Origin of the sequence: Pseudoalteromonas atlantica (assembly GCA_007988745.1) — a bacterium.
GTDB classification, from domain to species: domain Bacteria; phylum Pseudomonadota; class Gammaproteobacteria; order Enterobacterales; family Alteromonadaceae; genus Pseudoalteromonas; species Pseudoalteromonas atlantica.
This window is the reverse complement of sequence record BJUT01000001.1, coordinates 205,367-228,802: the sequence shown is the minus strand read 5'-3', so window position 1 is coordinate 228,802 and position 23,436 is coordinate 205,367. Positions and strand designations below refer to the sequence as shown.

Annotated in this window: 18 protein-coding genes; 3 read left to right on the top strand and 15 right to left on the bottom strand. The window is 41.3% G+C overall.

The window, feature by feature from the left end:
* The first annotated feature begins 113 nt into the window (after positions 1-113).
* Entirely contained in the window at positions 114-1,694 is a 1,581-nt protein-coding gene (locus tag PAT01_RS00990; protein WP_004587884.1) for a BCCT family transporter, read from the top strand.
* 122 nt (positions 1,695-1,816) lie between these two features.
* Here the strand turns inward: PAT01_RS00990 and PAT01_RS00985 are convergent, their stop codons facing one another.
* The 5 genes from PAT01_RS00985 to trhO all read right to left on the bottom strand — a co-directional run bounded on the left by PAT01_RS00985 (position 1,817) and on the right by trhO (position 9,918).
* Positions 1,817-2,521 carry a 3'-5' exonuclease gene (locus tag PAT01_RS00985; RefSeq protein ID WP_138578099.1) on the bottom strand — a complete coding sequence of 235 codons (705 nt, stop codon included), beginning with the start codon at positions 2,519-2,521 and terminating at the stop codon, positions 1,817-1,819.
* 3 nt (positions 2,522-2,524) lie between these two features.
* A complete protein-coding gene (locus PAT01_RS00980; RefSeq protein ID WP_154944414.1) occupies positions 2,525-4,420 on the bottom strand; it encodes a DUF294 nucleotidyltransferase-like domain-containing protein in 1,896 nt (631 codons plus the stop codon).
* A gap of 137 nt (positions 4,421-4,557) precedes the next feature.
* On the bottom strand, positions 4,558-7,638 hold the full coding sequence (locus tag PAT01_RS00975; RefSeq protein WP_154944412.1) for an efflux RND transporter permease subunit: 3,081 nt from the start codon (positions 7,636-7,638) through the stop codon (positions 4,558-4,560).
* A gap of 2 nt (positions 7,639-7,640) precedes the next feature.
* Positions 7,641-8,657, bottom strand: a complete 1,017-nt coding sequence (locus PAT01_RS00970; protein ID WP_171036144.1) for an efflux RND transporter periplasmic adaptor subunit — start codon at positions 8,655-8,657, stop codon at positions 7,641-7,643.
* A 253-nt stretch (positions 8,658-8,910) separates the two neighbouring features.
* The gene (gene trhO / locus PAT01_RS00965; protein WP_138578103.1) at positions 8,911-9,918 is read right to left on the bottom strand and encodes an oxygen-dependent tRNA uridine(34) hydroxylase TrhO; all 1,008 of its coding nucleotides are present in this window, start codon (positions 9,916-9,918) and stop codon (positions 8,911-8,913) included.
* 198 nt (positions 9,919-10,116) lie between these two features.
* Here trhO and PAT01_RS00960 point away from each other — a divergent pair, with 198 nt between their 5' ends.
* On the top strand, positions 10,117-11,442 hold the full coding sequence (locus PAT01_RS00960; protein ID WP_029774003.1) for a DEAD/DEAH box helicase: 1,326 nt from the start codon (positions 10,117-10,119) through the stop codon (positions 11,440-11,442).
* A 2-nt stretch (positions 11,443-11,444) separates the two neighbouring features.
* Positions 11,445-12,275 (top strand): CvfB family protein, encoded by an 831-nt coding sequence (locus tag PAT01_RS00955; protein WP_138578105.1) that lies wholly within the window; start codon positions 11,445-11,447, stop codon positions 12,273-12,275.
* A 250-nt stretch (positions 12,276-12,525) separates the two neighbouring features.
* Here the strand turns inward: PAT01_RS00955 and PAT01_RS00950 are convergent, their stop codons facing one another.
* The 10 genes from PAT01_RS00950 to gyrA form a co-directional block, all read right to left on the bottom strand.
* Positions 12,526-12,900 (bottom strand): hypothetical protein, encoded by a 375-nt coding sequence (locus tag PAT01_RS00950; protein WP_004587876.1) that lies wholly within the window; start codon positions 12,898-12,900, stop codon positions 12,526-12,528.
* Positions 12,901-12,991: 91 nt separating this feature from the next.
* Positions 12,992-13,696, bottom strand: a complete 705-nt coding sequence (gene pyrF / locus PAT01_RS00945) for an orotidine-5'-phosphate decarboxylase (RefSeq protein ID WP_138578107.1) — start codon at positions 13,694-13,696, stop codon at positions 12,992-12,994.
* Between the two features lie 46 nt (positions 13,697-13,742).
* A complete protein-coding gene (gene lapB / locus PAT01_RS00940) occupies positions 13,743-14,879 on the bottom strand; it encodes a lipopolysaccharide assembly protein LapB (RefSeq protein ID WP_138578109.1) in 1,137 nt (378 codons plus the stop codon).
* Between the two features lie 2 nt (positions 14,880-14,881).
* Positions 14,882-15,163 carry a lipopolysaccharide assembly protein LapA domain-containing protein gene (locus PAT01_RS00935; protein WP_138578111.1) on the bottom strand — a complete coding sequence of 94 codons (282 nt, stop codon included), beginning with the start codon at positions 15,161-15,163 and terminating at the stop codon, positions 14,882-14,884.
* Between the two features lie 21 nt (positions 15,164-15,184).
* On the bottom strand, positions 15,185-15,472 hold the full coding sequence (ihfB, locus tag PAT01_RS00930; protein WP_004587872.1) for an integration host factor subunit beta: 288 nt from the start codon (positions 15,470-15,472) through the stop codon (positions 15,185-15,187).
* 65 nt (positions 15,473-15,537) lie between these two features.
* Complete coding sequence (gene rpsA, locus PAT01_RS00925; RefSeq protein ID WP_004587871.1) at positions 15,538-17,205, bottom strand: 30S ribosomal protein S1; 1,668 nt, start codon at positions 17,203-17,205, stop codon at positions 15,538-15,540.
* Positions 17,206-17,300: 95 nt separating this feature from the next.
* The gene (gene cmk, locus PAT01_RS00920; RefSeq protein WP_004587870.1) at positions 17,301-18,011 is read right to left on the bottom strand and encodes a (d)CMP kinase; all 711 of its coding nucleotides are present in this window, start codon (positions 18,009-18,011) and stop codon (positions 17,301-17,303) included.
* Positions 18,012-18,118: 107 nt separating this feature from the next.
* The gene (gene aroA, locus PAT01_RS00915; protein WP_004587869.1) at positions 18,119-19,396 is read right to left on the bottom strand and encodes a 3-phosphoshikimate 1-carboxyvinyltransferase; all 1,278 of its coding nucleotides are present in this window, start codon (positions 19,394-19,396) and stop codon (positions 18,119-18,121) included.
* Positions 19,396-20,478 (bottom strand): 3-phosphoserine/phosphohydroxythreonine transaminase, encoded by a 1,083-nt coding sequence (serC, locus tag PAT01_RS00910; protein ID WP_154944410.1) that lies wholly within the window; start codon positions 20,476-20,478, stop codon positions 19,396-19,398. Before serC ends, aroA begins: the two co-directional genes overlap by 1 nt.
* A gap of 110 nt (positions 20,479-20,588) precedes the next feature.
* On the bottom strand, positions 20,589-23,288 hold the full coding sequence (gyrA, locus tag PAT01_RS00905; protein ID WP_054982454.1) for a DNA topoisomerase (ATP-hydrolyzing) subunit A: 2,700 nt from the start codon (positions 23,286-23,288) through the stop codon (positions 20,589-20,591).
* Positions 23,289-23,436 lie beyond the last annotated feature (148 nt).

Here is a 23,436-nt window from a genome sequence, read left to right as displayed (position 1 = left end):
TTAGTTAGTCCTCAAATAAGTTTTATTGTAAATAATGCAACTTACTTTGTGGCTAATTAACTTAGTGTTATGCCGGAACTCTCTGGCTTGTTAGGACAACATAAGAGGTATTCATGAGCGAAAATCATGACAAGTATAGTATTGATAATACGGACTACACCGTAGGTCAAGATAACGTGCAAAAATGGGGATTTGATATACATAATCCTGTTTTTGGTATTAGTGCCGGTTTGATTGTCATCTTTTTAGTCGCCATTCTCGTTTCGGATGCGCAAACAGCCAAAGCAACGCTTGATGGTATTAAGCTCGATATAATAAATAACTTTGATGCGTTTTTTATGTGGGCAGCAAACTTCTTTGTTATATTTTGTTTGGCATTAATTGTATCGCCCTATGGGAACATTCGTTTAGGCGGAGAAGGTGCTAAACCAACACACTCGCGTATGTCATGGCTTGCCATGTTATTTGCCGCAGGTATGGGTATTGGGTTAATGTTTTGGGGTGTTGCAGAGCCTGTAGCTTACTTTACTGGCTGGTACGAAACCCCACTTAATGTAACCGCAAATACGCCAGAGGCTGCAAAAGTAGCAATGGGTGCAACCATGTTTCACTGGGGTCTTCACCCGTGGGCTATTTATGCCGTTGTAGCGCTCTCACTTGCGTTTTTTACTTATAATAAAGGTCTTCCTTTATCAATCCGTTCAATTTTTTATCCACTATTAGGCGACAGAGCTTGGGGCTGGCCTGGTCATATTATTGATATTCTTGCCGTGCTTGCCACTTTGTTTGGCCTTGCAACCTCGTTAGGTTTAGGCGCGCAGCAGGCTTCTGCAGGTATTAATCATGTATTTGGAACTGATGGCGGCGTAGGTGCACAATTATTGGTTATTATTGGCGTTACCTTACTAGCTATTATCTCAGTAGTACGCGGCATTGATGGCGGCGTAAAGGTTCTTAGTAATATAAACATGCTTATTGCATTTGCCTTACTCCTGTTTGTTGGTTTAGTTGGCTTTGCTGTGGCAATCGGTAACGTACCAAATACGGTTATGGGTTATGTTGAAAATATTATTCCACTGAGCAACCCACATGGCCGTGAAGACGAAACATGGATGCACGGTTGGACTGTATTTTACTGGGCATGGTGGATTTCGTGGTCACCGTTTGTAGGTATGTTTATCGCGCGCGTTTCTCGTGGTCGTACAATTAGAGAGTTTTTAATCGCTGTATTATTAATTCCTACTGCGGTTACTATTTTATGGATGTCTATTTACGGCGGCATTGCAATAGACCAAGTTGTTCAAGGTGTTGGTAGCTTAGGCGTAAACGGTTTAACCGATGTGCCTATGGCGATGTTCCAAATGCTAGACGAACTGCCTATGTCGAGCGTGCTTTCGTTCCTAGCTGTGGTTTTAGTATTAGTGTTTTTCATTACCTCTTCTGACTCGGGTTCATTAGTTATCGACTCAATTACAGCAGGCGGTAAAGTGGATGCGCCAGTACCACAACGCATCTTTTGGGCTACGGTTGAGGGCTCTATTGCTGCTGCTCTATTATGGATTGGCGGTACAGAGGCGATTCAAGCATTACAAGCGGGTGCTGTTTCAACAGGTCTTCCGTTTACTTTAGTGTTACTACTAATGTGTGTAAGCCTATTATTAGGATTACGTACTGAGCCTCGCGCTGTTAAATAATTAGTCGCTTGCCAGTAAACAATAAAAAACGCCGCATAATATGCGGCGTTTTTTATTGGCTAAGCTAAACGCTGGTTAATAATTTAAACCTGTATTGCATTCGCTAAAATTTAAAAATAGATTTAACTTAGTAATTCAGCCAGTGGCGTATCATCGCGGTAATGGTATTGCAGCTGTGCAATCAACAGCTCTGCTGTGGCTAATGCATCAGTTAGCGCATTGTGATTATGATAAGCAGGCAAAGAGTATCGGCTGCGGCAATCTGTGAGTCTAAGTGAGCCTACCTTTTGATTAAACAAACGCCCTATTAAGCCTTGGCGGGCGCGCAACGCTCGTTGCTCAATTTCCATGGTATCGACTAATGCAAACTGGATCCCTTCGTTAATTCTCGCAAGTAATGCATTGTTTAGAAAGTGCCGCTCTATCGCTGCATAATGCACCACCACGACTTTACCACTAAGTGCATTAAGTAGCGGCCCTAGTCGGGAGGTTAAATCGGGAGCATCATCCACTTCTGAATGCGTAATACCATGAATAACAATCGACTCCTCACTTAAGCTTTTACGAGGCTGTACTACCCAATGCTTGGCATGCGTGCAATACACTCTTTGCATTGTAAAGGGGACTAAGCCAATACTGACTATATCGTCCACCTCACTATTTAGACCGGTTGTCTCAAAATCAAGAGCCACAAACGAAATGTCTTTTATGGGCGTGTGCGTATCACCATAAGCGTGCTGATAAAACGCTTTTAAATGCTCATTTTTAGCGTTTTTAGCCAGTGATTTATAGTGAGCCTGCCAGTCAAAATACGATTGCTTAGCCATTCGCTACTTAACACCCGCATTGGCTGAGTAGCTAAACTTTAAGTAGCTTTGTGCTTTTTCGAGTATGGCAAACGCTTCTTTTAAATTGCGTTGCTCAAACGGCGAAAGTAAATGCGGGTCGATGTCGTTATCGGGCTCTTCTTCTTGCTCTATTTGCCATGCTTGATGGCGAATTCGCATCATGGCAATGTATTCTAACGCGTCACGTAAATCCTGTGCTTTACCCTCAGGTAACAGGCGCGATTCAATAATATCTTCAAGGCGTTCAAACGAATTTTGCTTACGAGAGCCTATCGCCAGTGCATGCACTCTTATCACATCAGAAAGCGGCGCGGTGCCTCTGCGTTTTAAGTTCATTGAGCGCTTATGCTGGCCGTTATGTTCAAGCACAAAGCCTTTAAAAAACCCAAGTGGCGGTGTACGGTTTCGGGCATTGGCAGCCATATTTGCTAAAAACACCCGGTTTTGTTTACTTTGCTTAGCAATAAAAATTTTAAGCTCGTCGGCCCATTTTGTTTTACCCCACACCCCATCTAAATCAAAGAATATTGAGCTGTTAAGCAGTGCTTGTGGTTTAGGTAAGGCTGTCCACTGTGAGAATTGATCAAACCATTGCGAGCGTGTTTTACGCCATTTTTTAAACGAGGCCATAATTTCGCCGCTGCAATAGGTATAACCACATTGCGCTAAGCCATCACACACAAAATCAGAAATATTTTGAAAGTACTCGTTGTGTTTTTCATCATCGTAATTGTCATCCAAAATAAGCGCGTTATCTTGATCTGTTACAATAAGTTGTTCGTCTCGCGCCATAGAGCCTAACGCTATAAAACAGTAAGGTACTGGCGGCGGGCCATATTTTTCTTCAGCCAGTACTAATAAGCGCTGTTTAAAAGTACGCCCTATTACCGCCATTGCCGTACCAATCATATGTGAATTAGCATCTTCGTTTACCATACGTACAAATACATTGGGCAGCTGGCGCGCGTAATGTGCTAAATCTTCAATGGTTTGCTGCGCTAAAATACCGCGTACCAAGAGTAAACTACTTTGCGACTCGTACCTTAAAATATCGGATAGCGAAATAACACCAATGGGTCGGCGCTTTTGTACCACAGGTAAGTGGTGCAAGTTGTCGCGCAGCATGGCAAGGACGGCTTCAAATACATAGGCATTTGAATCAAGCAATACAAGATTAGTCGACATAATTTTATCTGCGGTAACATCAAGCCCAAGGCCTTCGGCTACCACTTTTGTGCGTATATCGCGGTCGGTAATAATGCCTACAATTTGCCCATCGTCTTCTTCTGGGTCGTCGCTTATTGGTCTGTCTAAATCGGTAACTAACACAGAAGATACCGCTTCTTCTGTCATTACTTTAGCCACATCTTGTATGGTGGTTTGCGTACTTAGCGTTACCACATCGCGGTGAATGAGTGATTTAACTTTGGCGGTTGTTAAATCGTTGCTGTCGGCTTGCTCAACTAACGCTTGGCGAAGGCGTACATTGCCATCGGCTTCAAAATAATCAGCAAAGCCGTCAAACTCGTCACAAAAACGGTTAAACAGCGTAAAGTTAATACAGTACACTAGGGTGTCTTCGAGCGCCTTTGCAGGAAAGCGCACTTTACGATTCATCAACAAGCCCATTTGGCCAAAAATACCGCCCACATCTAAGCGGTTATAAAGCTCATTATTACGACGATAAATTTCCACAGAGCCACTGCGAATTATAAATAAATCAGCGATGTCTTGGCCTAACGTTAAAATATCAGTTTGCGAGCGGTAGTAAGCTACCTCAACTTGTTGCGCAAGCTCGTTTAAAGCGTTTGTCGGTAAGTCATCAAATGGCGGGTGCTGCGCTAAAAACTGCGCAATTTCAACTTGTTCGGCTTGCATTGGGGATTCCTTGTGGCCACACAAAAAGGCATGTATATGCTTAAGTGGCTATCTTAACAAACAAGTAGTGCCAATCAAGCCATAACCACACCCAGCAGACTTTTAATTTAAAAACGTTGCTGGGCATGGCTTTAAGGTTAGTCTATTTTTTCAAGCTCTTGTGCGAGCTGCTTAGATTCATCCCCCCTTGGCGTGGTAAAGCGTGCTAAGCCTAAGTAAATTACCGGAGTAAGATAAAGCGTAAACAACACCGCAAGTGCTAAGCCGCCAAACACCACCCAGCCAATTGCATTTCGGGCCTCAGCCCCTGCGCCCGAAGATAGAATTAACGGCAATGCTCCAAGTAATGTAGATATAAGGGTCATCGTAATTGGGCGTAAACGTACCAGCGCAGCTCGCTCGACGGCTTTTCTGACCGTTAAACCTTGATCGCGTAATTGGTCTGCAAATTCAACAAGCAAAATTGCGTTTTTAGCGATTAAGCCTATCAGCATCACTAAACCAATTTGAGAGTAAATATTTAACGACGTGCCGGTTAAATAAAGCGCTAATATGGCCGAGGTAATACCAAAGGGAACGGTTATCATAACCACAATGGCACTATTTACATTTTCAAATTGAGCAGCCAATACTAAAAATACAATTAAAAAAGCAAGTACATAAGTTACAAGTACTTCGCTGGATGTTTCTTCATACGTTAGCGCTTCGCCTTTAAACGCAAGTGCAATACCTGGCTCTAACGATTGCTCAGACACCGTTTTTATTTGCTCTACTAAAGCAGCAATGGTTAACGATTCTGGCAACTCCATGCTGAGCTCTATTGAGCGGCGCTGGGCATGACGCTCAAGCTCTGCAGCCACGCCTTCTTCAGAAATATAGGCCACACTACTTAACGGTACTAAACTGCTATTACCCGCTCTGATGTATAAATTAGCCAAATCACTTGGACTGTTTATGGTTTGGTTTTGCGCTTGGAGCATAATTGGCACAGACTGATCGCCAATGTTTAAATCTTCTACATCGTCGCCATTTATTGCTGCGCGCAAGGTAATGGCAATGTCGTTTAGCGATACACCGAGCTCTTGTGCACGGCGTCTGTCTATATTTACTCTAAGCTGTGGTTGCGATGGCTGATAAGAAATACGCACAGGTGCCACCTCAGGAACGGCTTTTTCTAATGCCGCAGAAAACTGCTGAGCCGCTTTAAATATTTGCAAATAATCTTGCCCAAGCAACGCTATTTCAACACCTCCCCCTTGACCACGTAAATTTAAACTATTTGCCCCACCTGGGTAAGCCGGTGCTCCTGGAATATCGCCAAGTGGCTGGCGTATCTTATTAATAATTTCTTGTTGGCTAAAATGGCGCTCATCCCAATGCTTTAATGGCACAGTAATAAACACAATATTAGGGTCCCATTGGCCTACCACAGTATAAATTGACTCAATTTCGCCGCTATCGACAAACGGAAGTAAAATATCTTCCATTTTTATCGCTTGCCTATCCATAAAGTTTAGCCCTACACCATCTGGGCCGCGTGCAAATATACGAATTTTTCCTCGGTCTTCTGTTGGCAAAAGCTCGCTGTCTAAACTGGCGTACAACGCCCCTGAGCCTGCTGCAACCAATAAACAGAGCGCAAACGTAAGCCATGCATGGTTAAGCACTTTATGAATTGTTTTTGTATAAATACCACCCAACCAATGGCCTAGTTTAGCAAATGGGTGAAAACCGCCCTGCTTTAACTTTAATTTGGATGTAAGAGCAGGCACTAATGAAAGTGCCACAAAGCTTGATATAATTACCGCACCGGCAAGTACTCCACCAAACTCTCTAAATAAGCGACCCGCAGTAGAGGGTAAAAACGCAATAGGTATAAATACAGCGGCAAGTACAGCCGTGGTTGCTACAACAGCAAAAAACACTTCGCGCGTGCCTATTACAGCAGCTGCCCGACGCCCTAAACCTAGCCCCCGCTGGCGCTGAATATTTTCACTTACTACTATGGCATCATCAACAATTAAGCCAGTGGCTAATACAAGCGCCAACAAGGTTAAAATATTTATTGAAAAACCCAGTGCCCATATAAGTGCTAAAGAACCTATTAAAGCAACAGGAATAGCAAAAGCAGGCACTAAAGTGGCGCGCCAAGAGCCAATAAATACCCACAAAGTGACAACCACTAACAATACTGTAAGTAATAAAGAGTAAATTACTTCATCTACTGAGCTTCTTATAAATTGTGCGTCATCGGAGGTAAGTGTAAATTCCATTTCTGGAAAGCGTGTTTGCATACTTGTAATAAGCTTTAGCACTTCATCTGATATTTCAATTGTATTTGATTGTGCTTGTCGAATAATTTCCATACCAATAACGGGCTTACCGTTTAGCCTTACCATAGAGCGCGGATCGGCAGGGCCAAAATACACAGCTGCAATATCACTAATTCGGGTATCGCCTTGTATTATAATATCGCCAACTTGTTCTGGAGTAATAGAGGTTGCATCGGCACGTACAATAATTTGCTGATCGTTTGACTTTAAACTCCCTGCTGGCACATCAAACGGCGCTTGGCTAAGCACTTGTGCTACATCGGGCACTGTTAAATTAAAGCTACTTAGTTTTAGCGGGTCAATTCGTACTCTTAATACTCGTTCTCTATCACCGTTTAAGCGTACATCTGCGACACCCGGAATAGTTAAAAATTGCGGCGCTAAGTCAACATTTACGCGCTCGGTAAGTGCTTCAAGCGATAAATTTTCACTTGAAACAGTCAGAGATACAACTGCTTCGGCGTCGTTGTCGGCTTTAATAATAGAAACACGCTCTACTTCCTCTGGAAGGTCTCGCTCTACACGTGCAACAGACTCACGCGTTTCATTCGCGGCATCATCTAAATTTATGCCTGGTCTAAATTCGACCACAATACGAGCATTTCCCTCTTCACTTTGTGCGCGTATTGATTTAACGCCACTTACACGCGCTACTGCGCCTTCTAATTTGCTGGTTACTTCGGTATCAACGGTCTCAGGCGAGCCACCAGGAAATGGCGCCGAAACCGTAATACGTGGTCTATCTACATCAGGAAGCTCTCTTACTTCAACACCCGCAATAGCAGCGATACCTGCAATAATAATTAACAAGTTAAGCACCACAATAAGTACTGGGCGGCGAATCGCCATTGAGGGTAAGTCTTGCATCATAGGTTGCTGTTTCATACCTACTCCTGCGAATCTTGTAAGGGTAAATTAAAGCTTAGCTCTTGGCCTGCACGTAAGCGTTGTACCCCTTCAATTACTAAAGTATCGCCTTTATTTAACGGCCCTGAAACCAATAATCGCCCCGCCAAGCGCTGCTCTATTTTTACATCAACACGTGTGGCTTTTTTATCAACGCTGGTCCATACATACGGACCTGTTGCCCCCCACAGTAATGCAGCCTCAGGAACTGCAGCAAAACGCTCGCCTAACACTTCAATATGTACTCTAAAGCTCATACCAGGTAAAAATTGTTGTTTTTCATTATTTAGCTTGGCTTTAACACGTAAAGTACGAGTTTGTGGGTCTACGCGTGAGTCTAAATAGGCAATATCAGCGTTAATGGCAGTGTCTGATTGCCAAGGAAACACCGTTAAGCTGCTTTTATTACGCAGCATACTGATAGCCGACTCTGGTGCGTTAAAATTTATGTACAGGCTTGTTGTGTCATCTATTGTGGCAATGGGCGTTTGCTCGGTTATTCTATCGCCTACCTCAACATCTGTTAAACCCATAATGCCATTTATCGGCGCAATTACTTTTCTGTCTTCAAGCTCAGTTTGAGCCTGTATGAGGGTGACTTTGGCAAGCTCTACAACGGTTTTAGCATCATCAACATCGCTTTTAGGCACTGCGCCTTTGGCCTGACTTTGTTCTAATCGTTTTAGTATTCGCTGGGTGTCGGCAAGTTTAATTTTAGCCTCATCAAGCGCTGCTTTTTGCCTACGAGAATCAAGTTCGAGTAAAGTATCGCCTTTTTTTACTTTATCACCTGGCTTAAAAAAAACGCCTGTTACTCTATCGCCTACTGCAGGGTACATTACAACCGAATGTATTGCCTCTGTATTTCCTACCGCTCGCACTTGTTGTTTTGCACTTTCTAGGGCAATTTTTTGTACAACAACGTTCGCGCTCATTGCAGGAAGGCTGAAAAACAGCAGCGAACTAAGCACACCGATTAAAAAGTTTTGCGATTTCAAAGTAACACCTTAATTAATTATTATTTCCATTACCTTACGAAGTCTAACAGTTGATTGATCAATAGGTAGGATAGAACGATAAATTAGCAAAACTATAAGATGAAATTAAATTGGTAATACCAATTAATTTTTGAAAAAGGCGCCTAATGACTAAGCATTTATACAAATACTGGCAGGATTAAACTAAAAAGTGGCTATATAAATAAAAAAGCCCAGTATAAACTGGGCTATGTAGATAATAGGTAGTTAAAGATTATTTACCGCGCTGGGCTTCTTTTTGTGCTTTTTTAGCTTCTTTACGTTGTTGTAAAACCGCTTGCGCTTCATTACCAATGTGCCCTTCACCACGTGCTTGTGCTAATTCTATTTGCTTTTGACGCTCAGCAAAACGAGCACGTTGCTCATCGGTTACATTATCAATACAGTGATGACACGAAACACCTTCCATGTATTCTGGCTTTTGCTTTTCTTCTTCTGTAATCGGCATACGACACGCATGACATTGATCGTAAGAGCCTTTTTGTAAATCATGATTTACTGCTACACGATTATCAAAAACAAAACACTCGCCTTCCCACATTGTTTCTTCTTTTGGCACTTCTTCTAGGTATTTTAAAATACCGCCTTCAAGGTGGTAAACTTCATCAAACCCTTGCTCTTTCATGTAAGCCGTTGATTTTTCGCAGCGAATACCACCGGTACAAAACATGGCTACTTTTTTGTGTTTTTCTGGGTCTAAATTTTCTTTAGCCCACTGAGGGAACTCTCGGAAAGTTTTGGTATTAGGATCGACTGCATTTTGAAAAGTGCCAATTTCAATTTCGTAATCGTTACGTGTATCAATCAAAATAACTTCAGGGTCTGATATTAATGCATTCCACTCTTTAGGCTTAACATAGCTTCCCACTACTTTTAGTGGGTCAACCCCTTCAACGCCCATAGTAACAATTTCGTTTTTTAGCTTTACTTTAGTGCGGTAAAACGGGCATTCATCATCGTATGATTCTTTAGTCACTATGTCTTTTAGGTTTTCTTGTGTGTCTAACCACGCAAGTAAGTTATCTATTCCTTCGCGCTTAGCCGATACAGTACCGTTAATACCTTCAGCAGCAAGCAATAAAGTACCGCGTACTTCGTTTGCTTCCATCACCTCTAAAAGGGGTTTACGTAGCGCTTCAAAATTTGGCAAACCTACAAATTTGTACATTGCACACACTACAAAGTGCTCGTTTGTTACATCATCTTTATGAACAGCAGACATTTTACTTCCTATTTTGCTTTGATAGCCTTAAGTGGCGTTTACCGAATCGTAAATCCGGCGCATATGGGGCGCGTATTTTACGCTTTTTATGATTAATTGCAAAAAATAGCGCGTTAGAATGGTTTTTACTGTCGGCATAACCCTTGTGTAAGCTATAATGCGGCCATTAATTTAAGTTGCACATTGGAGAACACGACTTTGCACTTTACTGATCTTGGGATTGATACTCGCCTTGAAACACAATTAGCACATCAAGGGATCACCCAGCCCACAGATATTCAAGCACATGCAGTGCCTACCGCACTTGCAGGGCATGACATTTTTGCTCAGTCTAAAACTGGGTCGGGCAAAACATTAGCGTTTTTATTACCTGCTGTTCAGCGAGTTATGAAACAAAAAGCGCTCAGTAAACGCGATCCACGTGTCCTCATCGTTGCACCAACCCGTGAGCTTGCAACGCAAGTATTTACGCAATTGCGTTTATTAATTGCGGGCACAAACATTAAAGCTGTAAAAATACTCGGTGGTGAGAACTTTAACGATCAAATTAAAGCCCTTCGTAACGACCCGCACTTTGTTGTGGCAACCCCTGGGCGTTTGGCCGATCACATCACAAAACGCTCATTACAATTAAGCGGGTTAGAGCTATTAATTTTTGATGAAGCCGACCGTATTTTAGACTTAGGTTTTACTGAACAGCTGAAAATGATTAACGAGCAAGCTAATCACCGCTTGCGCCAAACATTGTTGTTTTCAGCGACACTAGATCACGCTCAAGTAGATGCCCTATCGCGTAATTTATTAAAAAAGCCAAAACAAATTACACTGAGCGCCGCTAACGAGCAACACAGTGATATTAAACAAACACTCTATTTAGCCGATCACCTTGATCATAAAGAAGCGTTACTTGAGCATTTTTTAAAACAAGATGATGTTGGCCAATGTATTATATTTACAGCAACCCGTGCCGATACCAGCCGTTTAAGTGAAGCATTAAATGCAAAAGGTTTTAAATCGGTGGCTTTAGCTGGCGATTTAACACAGAGCAAACGCCTAGAGATCATGGACTCGTTTAGCCGCGAAAACTTTAAAATTTTGATCACCACTGATGTCGCTTCGCGAGGATTGGACTTATTAAGTGTAACGCACGTAATCAATTTTGATTTACCAAAACACGCTGAAGAGTATGTACACCGTATAGGTCGTACAGGTCGCGCCGGATTTAAAGGTAATGCATTATCGCTAGTAGGCCCTAAAGACTGGGCAAGCTACTTAGCAATTAAGTCGTTTTTGAACGACGAGCTGGTTTTTGCAAGCGTTGATGGCCTTAAAGCTAAATTTAAAGGTATAAAAGAGAAAAAGCCTGCAACAGCCGCTGTAAAAACTAAAAAAGTTGCACAGGTGAAAAAGCCGCAAGTTAAACGCAAGGCAAAACCTAAAAAACCAGCTGCACCTATAAAAGCCCCGATGAACATTGATGGCAATTCACCAATGCGCCGTAAAAAAAAGCCTGAGCAGGAATAATTATGAGTTACCTAGGAACAACACAAACCTTATTTGTAAAAGAAGTGAGCAATGAAGGTGCTTACCTTGATGGCCACGATTTAGGGGAAGTGTTTTTACCAAAACACGAAATTAAAGATGAACTTGAAGCTGGCGATAGCATAAGCGTTTTTATCTTTTTAGATAACGCCAGTTTACCTACAGCAACAGTAAAAAAACCCCATGCCCAAGTAGGTGAATACGCACTGCTTCGTGTTAAAGAAATAAATAGCATTGGCGCTTTTTTAGATTGGGGACTAGAGAAAGATGTTTTAGCTCCATTTAACGAGCAAAAACCACGTATGCAAGAAGGTCATTCTTATTTAGTTCGCTTATATTTAGATAATGCGAGCCAACGTATTTGTGCATCAAGCAACTTTAATCGCTTTTTATCAAAAGATGAGCCTGAGTACACACATCTTCAAGAAGTTGATTTAATTGTTGCTGGTAAAACAGATATTGGCTACAAAGTGCTTATTGAAGAGTCTCACTTTGGGGTTGTGTTTTACAACATGGTATTTAAAAACTTATTTGTAGGGCAAAAGCTTAAAGGGTTTGTTCAAAAAGTACGAGAAGACGGAAAGATCGACGTTATACTTGAAAAGCCAGGCATGGGTAAAGTAAGTGAACTTGGCGATAAAATAATGGAAAAGCTTAAAAACGAAGGCGGCATACTAGCCATTGGTGATAAATCTGATCCTGAGCTTATCAAAAAAGTATTTTCAACTAGTAAAGCTAACTACAAAAAAGCCATTGGTGGTTTATTTAAGCAAGGCTTGATAGACATAGAAGCCAAATCTATCCGCTTAAAATAGTCGTAAACCTATTTATAAGCGCTAATATTATGTTGGCGCTTATAGTTAAATTTTTTCTAAATAGTCTAATTAAATGATTGTTCAAAGATGATAAAACGTTTTGATGAATAAAAAACGTTATTTAGCTATTATCACTAACGGCACTTATATTGCCCTATTTTCTGCCCTCACCTTCGCGCAAATGAAATTATTAAACAAAGCTAACACTAGGTTTACCCCTGAAAAATAATTAGGGAATTGCTAATAGGCATTAGCCCATAATACGCTTATACGGCAACGTACATTCTGTATATTGCTTTGAATAATCAAGTATCTCAGCTTTGGTTTCTAAACTTAGTGGCGCCAACCTAAATACTTTATTTTCACATTCACTTTGTTTGTCGTCGTGATTTGAAATGCAATCTGACGTAGTTACGTTTTGGCGCGTTAAGCGCTCTTCATTTTTATAGCATAAGTGGTGTGCGTAGCCATGCATGGTTTGCTTAAATTCAAATAAATCGACAGGGTAATTTGCGACTAAGTCAGTAATCGTCGCTACTCCATCATAAGCTTTACTAGAAAAAACATATTTATTTACTGAAAAACCTGCAACAACAATTAAAATAGATCCAAAAATTAACTTCAAAATAAACCCCTTACTGCATTCTTAGTACTAATGTAGCATAAAAATGTATTCATAAAAGGGGTTTAGCACTAAATAATTGCTTTTTGTTAACTTAAACTAGTGATTTATTAACATCGGATAAAGTTTGTACCGGATCTGACGATTGTGTGATCGGTCTACCAATCACTAAGTAATCGCTACCCGCTTCAATAGCTTGCTTAGGTGTCATAATGCGTTTTTGGTCGCCCACATCACTACCAGCCGGACGAATGCCAGGAGTAACTAGCTTAAACTCGCTACCTAATTGTGCTTTTAGCGCTTTCGCTTCTTGGGCAGAACATACTACGCCATCAAGCCCTGCATCTTTTGTTAATTTAGCTAAATGAATAACTTGTTCTTGCGCTGATTTTTCAACACCCAAACGCTTTAGTTCAGCTTCGTCCATGCTGGTTAGCACTGTCACTGCAATTAATAAAGGTGCTTTATTACCAAACTTTTCAAGTGCAAGCTTTGCCTTATTCATCATTTCAAAACCACCTGATGCATGAACGTTTACCATCCAAACGCCCATATTAGCCGCTGCGGTGACCGCTTTTGCCACTGTATTAGGGATATCATGGAATTTTAAATCTAAAAATACATCAAAACCTAAATCGATTAACTGTTTAACGAATGCAGGGCCAAAATAAGTAAACATTTCTTTGCCTACTTTTAAGCGACACGTATCTGGTGAGAGTTTTTTTACAAAATTAAGAGCCGCGTCTTGTGAATCGTAATCTAAGGCAATAAGAACTTTTTTTGTATCTTCTAAAGACATAACTATCCTAATGAATGGCAGTAAAGTTATAAATAGTTGGGGGTTATTAAAATCCGTCTAGGCCTCTACTTGGCACAATGGTTTCCCAATGTTTACAAGATGGGCAGTTCCAATAAATAGTGTGGCTTGTAAAACCACAATGTTGGCATTGAAAGTCTGGTTTTGTAGCTATATAAGACGTAACTAGCTTATCAATTTCATCAAGTACTTCTTTGGTATTTGGATTTTTATCACCCATTAGCTGTAGTAAAAAGCTAAAACCTCGAATCGTAGGCTGACGTTTTAAGCTGTCGGTTAAAAAATCAAATGCCTGTTTAGTATTTCCCTGCTCTAACAGTGCTTGGCAATGTTTTATTTTTATTAGCACCCCGCCTTTATCGAGCAAGTCACATAATAAATCATGAAACTGATGTGTTAAATTTAACTGCTTATAACTATGTGCAAGCTGGTCAATAAACAAAGGCGCAAATAACGTAAATTGGCAAACGAGTTCACGCCAATAGTAAATTGCTTTTACGTAGTCTTCACTTGTGTAAGCCGATAACCCTAATTCGTATAAAGGGCGAACCGCTTTGTAATTTAAGCTAATGGCTTTGTTCATTAATTGTGGTTTATTTTCGCTTAAGGCAGCTTCGCTGTAAAAATTAGCAATTGCTTTAAAATGCTGCTCTTTAACGAATAACTCACTATGGGCTTCGAACATATTAATGCCCTTTTCCCACTCTCGGGTTTGCGAGTATAAAGTAATAATTGGGTCAAGTGCTTGTTCATACCCAGCTTTAACAAGCCACACTAAATGCTCTTCTGCACCGTCTAATAAGCCGGCCATAATATAATCTTCAGCTAATTCTAAACGGCTAGCGGCAGCTTGTTGTTCATTTAAGCTTGGGTGTTTTAAAAGGAGTTCATGGATTTTTATTGCGCGGTCAAGCTCACCTCTTCGGCGAAACATAGTAGCAAGGGTTGAATAGTGGTCAACAGAGTCAGCAGCCACTTCTAATAGGTTTATTAGATACTCTAAGCCCTGATCTTCTTCTCTGTCTAGTAAAAATTTTAAGCCTTTACTGTATTCAGAAGTGATTTGGCGATTGAGTTGATGAGCTTGGTTTTTTGCACTATTTTTGCCCATAATCCAGCCATAACCGGCAGCAACAGGCAGTAGTAAAAACAAAAGCTCAATCATGATTAGGTGTCTTTATCAGCAATAAGCTTACTATTATTTTTTTCTGGCCCTAATTGTTTTTTTAAGCGGTAATTTTGCCACTTTAATTTAGAAAACAATTTAAAGCTAATAAAACACCCTATTATTACACCCAGTATAAAGCAGATACTTATTATTACAGCGAGTGGCAAGGTATTACTGGCAATAATATAATTGATTTGTACTAATTGTGGATTTTGAGAACCCAATAAAAATGCGCAAAATAGGCATAGTACAACCAGAATAATTTTTAATACCTTAAACAAGTAACTACTCCAACTGGTTAACTAGGCAATACTCTCGTTTACGCGGTCGCGTAATTCTTTGCCTGGTTTAAAATGAGGTACATGCTTACCATCAAGCTCTACTGTATCGCCAGTCTTAGGATTACGACCTGTGCGAGGAGCGCGGTAATGCAAAGAGAAACTACCAAAACCTCTGATCTCAATACGATCTGAAGTAGATAATGAGCCGGCCATTTGTTCAAGAATTTCTTTTACTGCATTTTCAACATCTTTCACTGGAACGTGTGCGTGCTGTTCGGCAAGTGTTTCTATCAGTTCTGACTTAGTCATAGCGTTTCCTTAAAGAGAATAGTGGAAGGGCAAAACTGCCCTTCCAATTAAAAACTAATTAGTAATTAGTCTTTTTGTGCATTTGCGAAAGCAGCTGCCATTGCGTTTTCAAACACTGGCTCTTCTTTCTTAAGCTTCTCTAGTACTTCTTTCTCTTCTGCTTCGAAAAGAGCTTTAACAGATAAGCTTAAAGTGCGGTTCTTACGATCAACGCCAACGTATTTAGCTTCGATTTCGTCGCCTACAGAAGCAACAGTTGTTGCATCTTCAACGCGCTCTTGAGCGATATCAGCTACACGGATGTAACCTTCAACGCCTTCGATAAGCTCTACAGTTGCGCCTTTCGCATCAACTTCAGTCACTTTACCTTTAACAATAGCACCTTTTTTGTTTGCATCAAGGTAGTTATTGAACGGGTCAGCTTCGATTTGCTTAACACCTAGAGAGATACGTTCACGCTCTGGGTCAACTTGCAATACGATAGCAGTGATTTCGTCGCCTTTCTTGAATTCACGTACAGCTTCTTCGCCAGGCGTGTTCCAAGAAATGTCTGAAAGGTGTACAAGACCATCAATACCACCGTCAAGACCGATAAAGATACCGAAGTCAGTGATTGATTTGATCTTACCAGTAACTTGGTCGCCTTTGTTTTGTAGACGAGCAAATTCCTGCCAAGGATTAGCAATACATTGCTTAAGACCAAGAGAAATACGACGACGTTCTTCGTCTATTTCAAGAACCATAACTTCAACAGTGTCACCTAGTGAAACAACTTTTGAAGGGTGGATGTTCTTGTTAGTCCAATCCATTTCAGAAACGTGAACTAGACCTTCAACGCCTTCTTCGATTTCTACGAAGCAACCGTAATCAGTAAGGTTAGTTACACGACCAGAAAGCTTAGAACCTTCTGGGTAACGACCAGCGATAGCTGCCCATGGATCTTCGCCAAGCTGTTTAAGGCCTAGAGATACACGAGTTTTATCTTTGTCGAATTTAAGAACTTTAACTGCGATTTCGTCGCCAACATTAACGATTTCTGAAGGGTGCTTAACACGCTTCCACGCCATATCAGTGATGTGTAGTAGACCATCAACACCACCAAGGTCAACGAATGCACCGTAGTCAGTAAGGTTCTTAACGATACCTTTAACTTCTTGACCTTCAACAAGGTTAGCAAGAAGCTCTTCACGTTCTTGTGAGTTTTCAGATTCGATAACTGCACGACGTGAAACAACAACGTTGTTACGTTTTTGGTCAAGCTTGATTACTTTAAATTCAAGCTCTTTACCTTCAAGGTGAGTTGTGTCACGTACTGGACGAACATCAACAAGTGAACCAGGTAGGAAAGCACGGATTGAATCAACTTCAACTGTGAAACCGCCTTTAACTTTACCGTTGATAACACCAGTAACAGTCTCTTGCTCTTCACATGCTTTCTCAAGACGGATCCACGCTTCGTGACGCTTCGCTTTCTCACGAGAAAGGATAGTTTCACCGAAACCGTCTTCGATTGCATCTAGTGCAACATCTACTTCGTCGCCTACAGCAACTTCTAGTTCACCAGCAGCATTTTTGAACTGCTCTGCAGGGATAGCACTTTCTGATTTAAGACCAGCATCTACAAGTACAATGTTATTCTCGATTGAGATTACTGTACCTTTAACTATAGAGCCTTGCTCTGCTTCAAAACCCTTTAAGCTTTCTTCAAATAACTGCGCAAAATTTTCTGACATACGAATATACGTCTCATATATTAATACCAATAAGCAACCATGCTGCATGGGGTTGTTAAAATAGCACTGGCGTCCTGCTGGTGCATAAAATGTGTTTAGCTTCGTTTAGGAAGCTTGCCTTGTGAGATAGCAATATCTACTAAAGTTATAACTTTATCAAACACTTGCTGAGCATTAAGCTCGCTTGTGTCTATTTCAATTGCATCATCAGCAGGAACAAGCGGTGCAACGGTGCGATTCATATCGCGCTCATCACGAGCTTGAATGTCCTGTAATAGACCACTTAGTGTAACATCAAGGCCGCGCTCATTCAACTCAACATAACGTCTGCGCGCGCGTTCTTGTGCACTAGCGGTTAAATATATTTTTAATGGTGCGTCTTGAAAAACCACGGTGCCCATATCTCGGCCATCAGCAATTAAGCCCCGTTCGGTTTTAAACGCACGCTGGCGTCGAAGTAACGCTTCACGTACACGCGGTAATGCAGCCACTTTTGAAGCAGCTGCCCCAACCTCTTCATTACGAATTGTCGAGGTTACATCTTCGCCTTCTAAAATAACTTTTCCAGCATTAGTTTGACTATCAACCAAAAACTGCACATCTAAGTTTGCAGCAAGCGGGACAAGCGCTTCTTCGTTGTCTAATGCTATTTGGTGATGAAGTGCGGCAAGGGATAATACACGGTAAATTGCGCCGCTATCCAATACATCCCACCCCAATTTGTCGGCTAACAAGCGACAAACAGTTCCTTTACCTGAACCACTTGGGCCATCAACGGTGATTACGGGCATTAATAACGCCTGCATTTAAAACCTCCTGCAATGCACACCTAAATAAAACCGCGATATTATACGTCACTTCTGCAAATAGATCCGCTTTAGTGTGTAACTTTTTATAATTATTTATAAAAAGCCTACTCACTCACTGATGCTAAAACCTTGAAAAAGGTTGGAAAAGTTTTATATGTACACTTAGGATCGTTGATTGTAATAGGCTTTCCGCCTACGGCAACCATTGCAAAACACATCGCTATACGGTGATCGTCATACGTATCTATAGCCACATCATTGAATGCACTCGGTGGTGTAATTTCGATAAAATCTTCACCCTCTACAACCTCGGCACCCACTTTACGAAGTTCAGTTGCCATAGCATATAAACGGTCGGTTTCTTTTACACGCCAGTTATAAATATTGCGAATAGCCGTAGGCCCTTTAGCAAATAAAGCAACCGTAGCAAGTGTCATTGCCGCATCAGGGATAGCGTTAGCGTCAATATCTACACCTTTTAATTCACCTTTACGAACAACTAAACGCTCGTCATACCATTTTATTTCAGCGCCAACTTGTTCCATCACTTTAGCAAAACCAATATCACCTTGAACTGATTTAGCGCCCACGCCTTTAATTTCAATTTCGCCACCGGCAATGGCCGCTGCCGCAACAAAGTAAGACGCTGATGATGCATCACCCTCCACCATAATACGCTCTAGTGATTGGTATTGTTGGCCGCCTTTAACTTTAAATGTTGTATAGTCGCTGTGCTCAACTGTCACCCCAAAACGCGCCATTACATCTAACGTAATATCAATGTAAGGCTTAGATACCAAAGTACCCTTAATGGTAATTTGCGTATCACCACTAAATAAAGGAGCAGCCATTAGCAATGCTGTTAAAAATTGGCTAGAAATACTGCCATCAATTTCAACAGTACCGCCTTTAATTTGCCCACCAATTATTTTTAGTGGTGGGTAGTCTTTATGTTTTGTGTAGGTAATATCGCCGCCAAGTGCTTGTAGCGCATCGACCAAGTGCCCTATTGGGCGCTCTTCCATGCGCGGCTCACCTATAAGCTCATACTCCCCAGCTACAGCAGCGAGTACCGCGGTTAAAGGACGATACGCTGTACCTGCATTGCCTAAAAATAAAGGTTCACTTGGGGTTTTAAATACACCGCCAACCCCTTCTACGGTTGCCACAGTGCGATCATCATTAAGCGTTACGTTAACACCTAGTAGTTTTAATGCACCCAACATATGGCGAATATCATCGCTATCTAGCAGGTTTTCAACAACGGTAGTCCCTTGAGCCAGCGCTGCTAATAATAAAATACGGTTTGATAGGCTTTTAGACCCTGGTAAGGTAACACTGCCATTTACACGAGAAATAGGCTCTAAACGAAGTTGTTCCATTAGCTGTGCTCCTTTGCAAATGCCGCCATAAAGTCAACCAAGGCTTGAACACCTGCAAGTGGCATTGCGTTATAAATACTTGCGCGCATACCGCCTACAATTCGGTGCCCTTCTAGGGCAAGTAAGCTGGCTTCTTTAGATTGCGTTACAAACTTTTCGTTTAAGCTTTCATCGTTTAGCCAAAACGGTACATTCATACGCGAACGACAATGCGTCGCTACTTTATTAGTATAAAAAGGCGATTCATCAATAAAGTCATAAAGCAGCTTAGCTTTAGCAATATTTTGTGCTTCCATTGCCTTAACGCCACCGTTTTGCTCTAGCCATTCAAATACTTCAGCTGCTAAATACCATGCAAAAGTAGGCGGTGTATTAAACATGCTGCCTTGTTTTGCTTCAAGTGCATAATCTAAAATACCTGGTTTAGCTAAACCTTCACGCTCAAGTAATGTTTTGCGAACAATAACAATAGCTATACCTGAAGGACCTATATTTTTTTGTGCACCGGCATAAATTAAATCAAATTTATTTACGTCAATTTCGCGCGACAAAATAGTCGATGACATATCAGCAATAATAGGTGCCGTTGGGTGACTCGGCACATCAAAAATCTCTAATCCGTCTACCGTTTCATTTGGGCAGTAGTGAATGTAAGATGCATCTGCAGGTAAGTCCCACTGCGCAACTTCTTTTATAGAAAACAGCCCGTTTGCGTCATTTCTAACGTTAATTGAGTGGGTTTGAGTAAATTTATTAGCTTCGTCAGTGGCACTTTTAGACCAAACGCCGTTCTCGCAGTAAACCGCCGTTTTACCATTTTGATGTAAATTTAATGGCACAGCGCTAAATTGACCGCGACCACCACCGTGCATAAATAACACTTCAAATTCATCGCTAATGTTCATTAAACGACGAAGACTGGCTTCGCATTTTGCAGTAAGCGCTAAAAAATCTTTACTACGATGGCTTATTTCCATCACAGATACGCCTAAGTCTTGCCAGTCTAAAAATTCTTTTTGTGCTTTTTGCATAACAGCTTGTGGAAGCATAGCTGGCCCCGCACAAAAATTATATTTACTCATTACCTTTGCCTCATTCCAGTAATTTAAACTCTTTTGATAAACAAAAAAGGATTATTAATTTTTTTCAACATGATTAAAAAAAGCGGCCTTAGCCGCTTTTTCAATTTCAGTTATTCAGAAGGTGGATTATCATCCGTTGCTTCTTCATTTACTGTATCAACCGTTTCAACGTCTTCAATATCAACTAAGTCACTGTCTGTAACTTCAATCTCTTCGATACGTTGTAAACCAACTACTTGCTCTTCGTCAATAGTTCTGATCAAAATAACACCTTGGGTGTTACGTCCAACCGTCGATACTTCATTAACGCGGGTACGTACTAGCGTACCACGGTTTGAAATAATCATTATTTCGTCGTTGTCGTCAACTTGTACAGCGCCAACTACTGCGCCATTACGCTCACTCACCTTAATAGATACAACACCTTGTGTTGCACGGCTCTTAGATGGGTAATCTTCAAGTTGAGTACGTTTACCGTAACCATTTTCAGTCACAGTTAAAATAGCACCATCAGACTTAGGCACAATTAACGACACTACGCGTTGGTCGTCGGCCATTTTAATACCACGAACACCGGTAGCAGTACGACCCATAGGGCGAACACCTTTGAAACGAATTTCAGGGTTGCCTTCTTCGTCAAGTACCGGGTTGCCGTTTTCATCAACAACAGCAGACTCTTCCGCTTCTTTAAAGCGTACCACTTTACCTGCATCAGTAAACAACATAATTTCGTTGCTACCGTCGGTAATATCAACCCCAATTAGGCTATCGCCTTCGTTAAGGTTTACCGCAATAATACCGCTTGCACGTTGACGACTGTATGCCGTTAGTGGTGTTTTCTTCACAGTACCAAATGCAGTTGCCATGAAAATGTATTTATCTTCTTCGTACTCGCGTACAGGTAAGATAGCAGTAATGCGCTCATCATCTTCAAGTGGCAGTAAGTTAACAATTGGCTTACCGCGAGCGGCGCGACTAGCCAGTGGTAACTGGTATACTTTAAGCCAGTACAAACGACCCGCAGTAGAGAAACATAAAATGGTATCGTGGGTATTAGCCACTAAAAGACGCTCAATGAAATCTTCATCTTTCATCTTCGTTGCTGACTTACCTTTACCACCACGGCGCTGTGCTTCGTAATCAGACAATGCCTGATACTTAACGTAACCTTCGTGAGATAGGGTCACAACAACATCTTCTTCGTTAATTAAATCTTCAAGGCTAATATCGTGCGCTGCCGCGTTAATTTCTGTACGACGCTCATCACCATATTGCTCTTTAATTTCAACTAACTCATCACGAATAACTTCCATTAAACGCTCAGGGCTAGCTAAAATGTGTAGTAGCTCAGCAATTAAATCTAACAGCGATTGGTACTCTGCTAAGATTTTTTCATGCTCAAGACCGGTTAGTTTGTGTAAACGTAAATCAAGAATTGCTTGTGCTTGCTGCTCAGAAATATAGTACTGACCATCGCGAATACCCAGCTCACTTGCCAGCCAATCTGGACGTGCTACGTTGTCTTCGCCTGCTTTTTCAAGCATAGCTTGTACGTTACCTAAATCCCATGGGCGAGCTGTTAAGGCTACTTTAGCCTCAGCTGGGGTTGGCGATTTACGAATAAGCTCAATAATTGGGTCAATGTTGGCAAGCGCAATTGCTAAACCTTCAAGGGTATGAGCACGGTCGCGCGCTTTACGTAAATCAAATACGGTACGGCGTGTAACCACTTCACGGCGGTGAATAACAAACTCTTCAAGCATTTCTTTTAAGTTGAAACACTTAGGTTGGTTGTTAATTAATGCAACCATATTCATACCAAACACAGTTTGTAACTGAGTTTGTGAATATAAGTTGTTGAGGATAACTTCACCTACATCACCACGTTTGATCTCAATAACGATACGCATACCGTCTTTATCTGATTCATCACGTAGTGCGCTAATGCCTTCAATTTTTTTATCTTTAACAAGCTCAGCAATTTTTTCAATTAAGCGTGCTTTGTTAACCTGATAAGGAATTTCGTGCACGATAATGGTTTCGCGGCCTGTTTTTTCATCGGTTTCGATGTCGGCGCGTGCACGCATGTACACTTTACCACGGCCGGTTAAATAAGCATCTTCAATGCCTTTTTTACCATTGATAATGGCAGCCGTTGGGAAATCAGGACCCGGAATGTAATCCATTAATTCATGAATCGTTAAATCAGGGTTTTGAATAAGCGCTAAACAACCATTAACCACTTCAGTTAAGTTATGAGGTGGAATGTTTGTTGCCATACCTACCGCAATACCCGATGAACCGTTAACGAGCAAGTTAGGCACTTTGGTTGGTAAAACGTCAGGAATTTGTTCGGTACCGTCGTAGTTAGGAACGAAATCAACCGTTTCTTTTTCAAGATCGGCTAATAACTCATGCGACATTTTTGCCATACGTACTTCTGTATAACGCATTGCTGCTGCTGAATCACCATCAACCGAACCGAAGTTACCTTGGCCATCTACAAGCATATAACGTAGTGAGAATGGCTGTGCCATACGCACGATGGTGTCATAAACTGCACTGTCGCCGTGTGGGTGGTATTTACCGATTACGTCACCGACCACACGGGCCGATTTTTTGTAAGGCTTATTCCAGTCATTACTAAGCTCGTTCATTGCAAACAAAACGCGGCGGTGAACAGGTTTTAAACCATCACGTACGTCTGGTAATGCACGTCCTACAATTACGCTCATTGCGTAATCAAGGTAGGAGTTTTTTAACTCGTCTTCAATATTGACTGGCAGAATTTCATTGGCGAGATCAGTCATTTGATATCACATTCCTTCAGTATCAGCTCTTAGCAACCCAGTATTAGGCGCCAAGAGTATTTGTTATTATTTCTAAGCGACCATGCTATCACAATTAATTTAAATTTACAGGCGCAAAACTTTGCGATTTATCAATTTAGCCCTATAT

What these genes read in the sequence shown, in the direction of transcription:
- PAT01_RS00980 (WP_154944414.1), bottom strand. Translation starts at nt 4,420, where the DNA reads ATGCAAGCCGAACAAGTTGAAATTGCGCAGTTTTTAGCGCAGCACCCG.
- serC (WP_154944410.1), bottom strand. Translation starts at nt 20,478, where the DNA reads ATGAGTAAATATAATTTTTGTGCGGGGCCAGCTATGCTTCCACAAGCT.
- lapB (WP_138578109.1), bottom strand. Translation starts at nt 14,879, where the DNA reads ATGATTGAGCTTTTGTTTTTACTACTGCCTGTTGCTGCCGGTTATGGC.
- pyrF (WP_138578107.1), bottom strand. Translation starts at nt 13,696, where the DNA reads ATGTCTTTAGAAGATACAAAAAAAGTTCTTATTGCCTTAGATTACGAT.
- aroA (WP_004587869.1), bottom strand. Translation starts at nt 19,396, where the DNA reads ATGGAACAACTTCGTTTAGAGCCTATTTCTCGTGTAAATGGCAGTGTT.
- cmk (WP_004587870.1), bottom strand. Translation starts at nt 18,011, where the DNA reads ATGCAGGCGTTATTAATGCCCGTAATCACCGTTGATGGCCCAAGTGGT.
- PAT01_RS00990 (WP_004587884.1), top strand. Translation starts at nt 114, where the DNA reads ATGAGCGAAAATCATGACAAGTATAGTATTGATAATACGGACTACACC.
- ihfB (WP_004587872.1), bottom strand. Translation starts at nt 15,472, where the DNA reads ATGACTAAGTCAGAACTGATAGAAACACTTGCCGAACAGCACGCACAC.
- PAT01_RS00985 (WP_138578099.1), bottom strand. Translation starts at nt 2,521, where the DNA reads ATGGCTAAGCAATCGTATTTTGACTGGCAGGCTCACTATAAATCACTG.
- gyrA (WP_054982454.1), bottom strand. Translation starts at nt 23,288, where the DNA reads ATGACTGATCTCGCCAATGAAATTCTGCCAGTCAATATTGAAGACGAG.
- PAT01_RS00955 (WP_138578105.1), top strand. Translation starts at nt 11,445, where the DNA reads ATGAGTTACCTAGGAACAACACAAACCTTATTTGTAAAAGAAGTGAGC.
- rpsA (WP_004587871.1), bottom strand. Translation starts at nt 17,205, where the DNA reads ATGTCAGAAAATTTTGCGCAGTTATTTGAAGAAAGCTTAAAGGGTTTT.
- PAT01_RS00975 (WP_154944412.1), bottom strand. Translation starts at nt 7,638, where the DNA reads ATGAAACAGCAACCTATGATGCAAGACTTACCCTCAATGGCGATTCGC.
- trhO (WP_138578103.1), bottom strand. Translation starts at nt 9,918, where the DNA reads ATGTCTGCTGTTCATAAAGATGATGTAACAAACGAGCACTTTGTAGTG.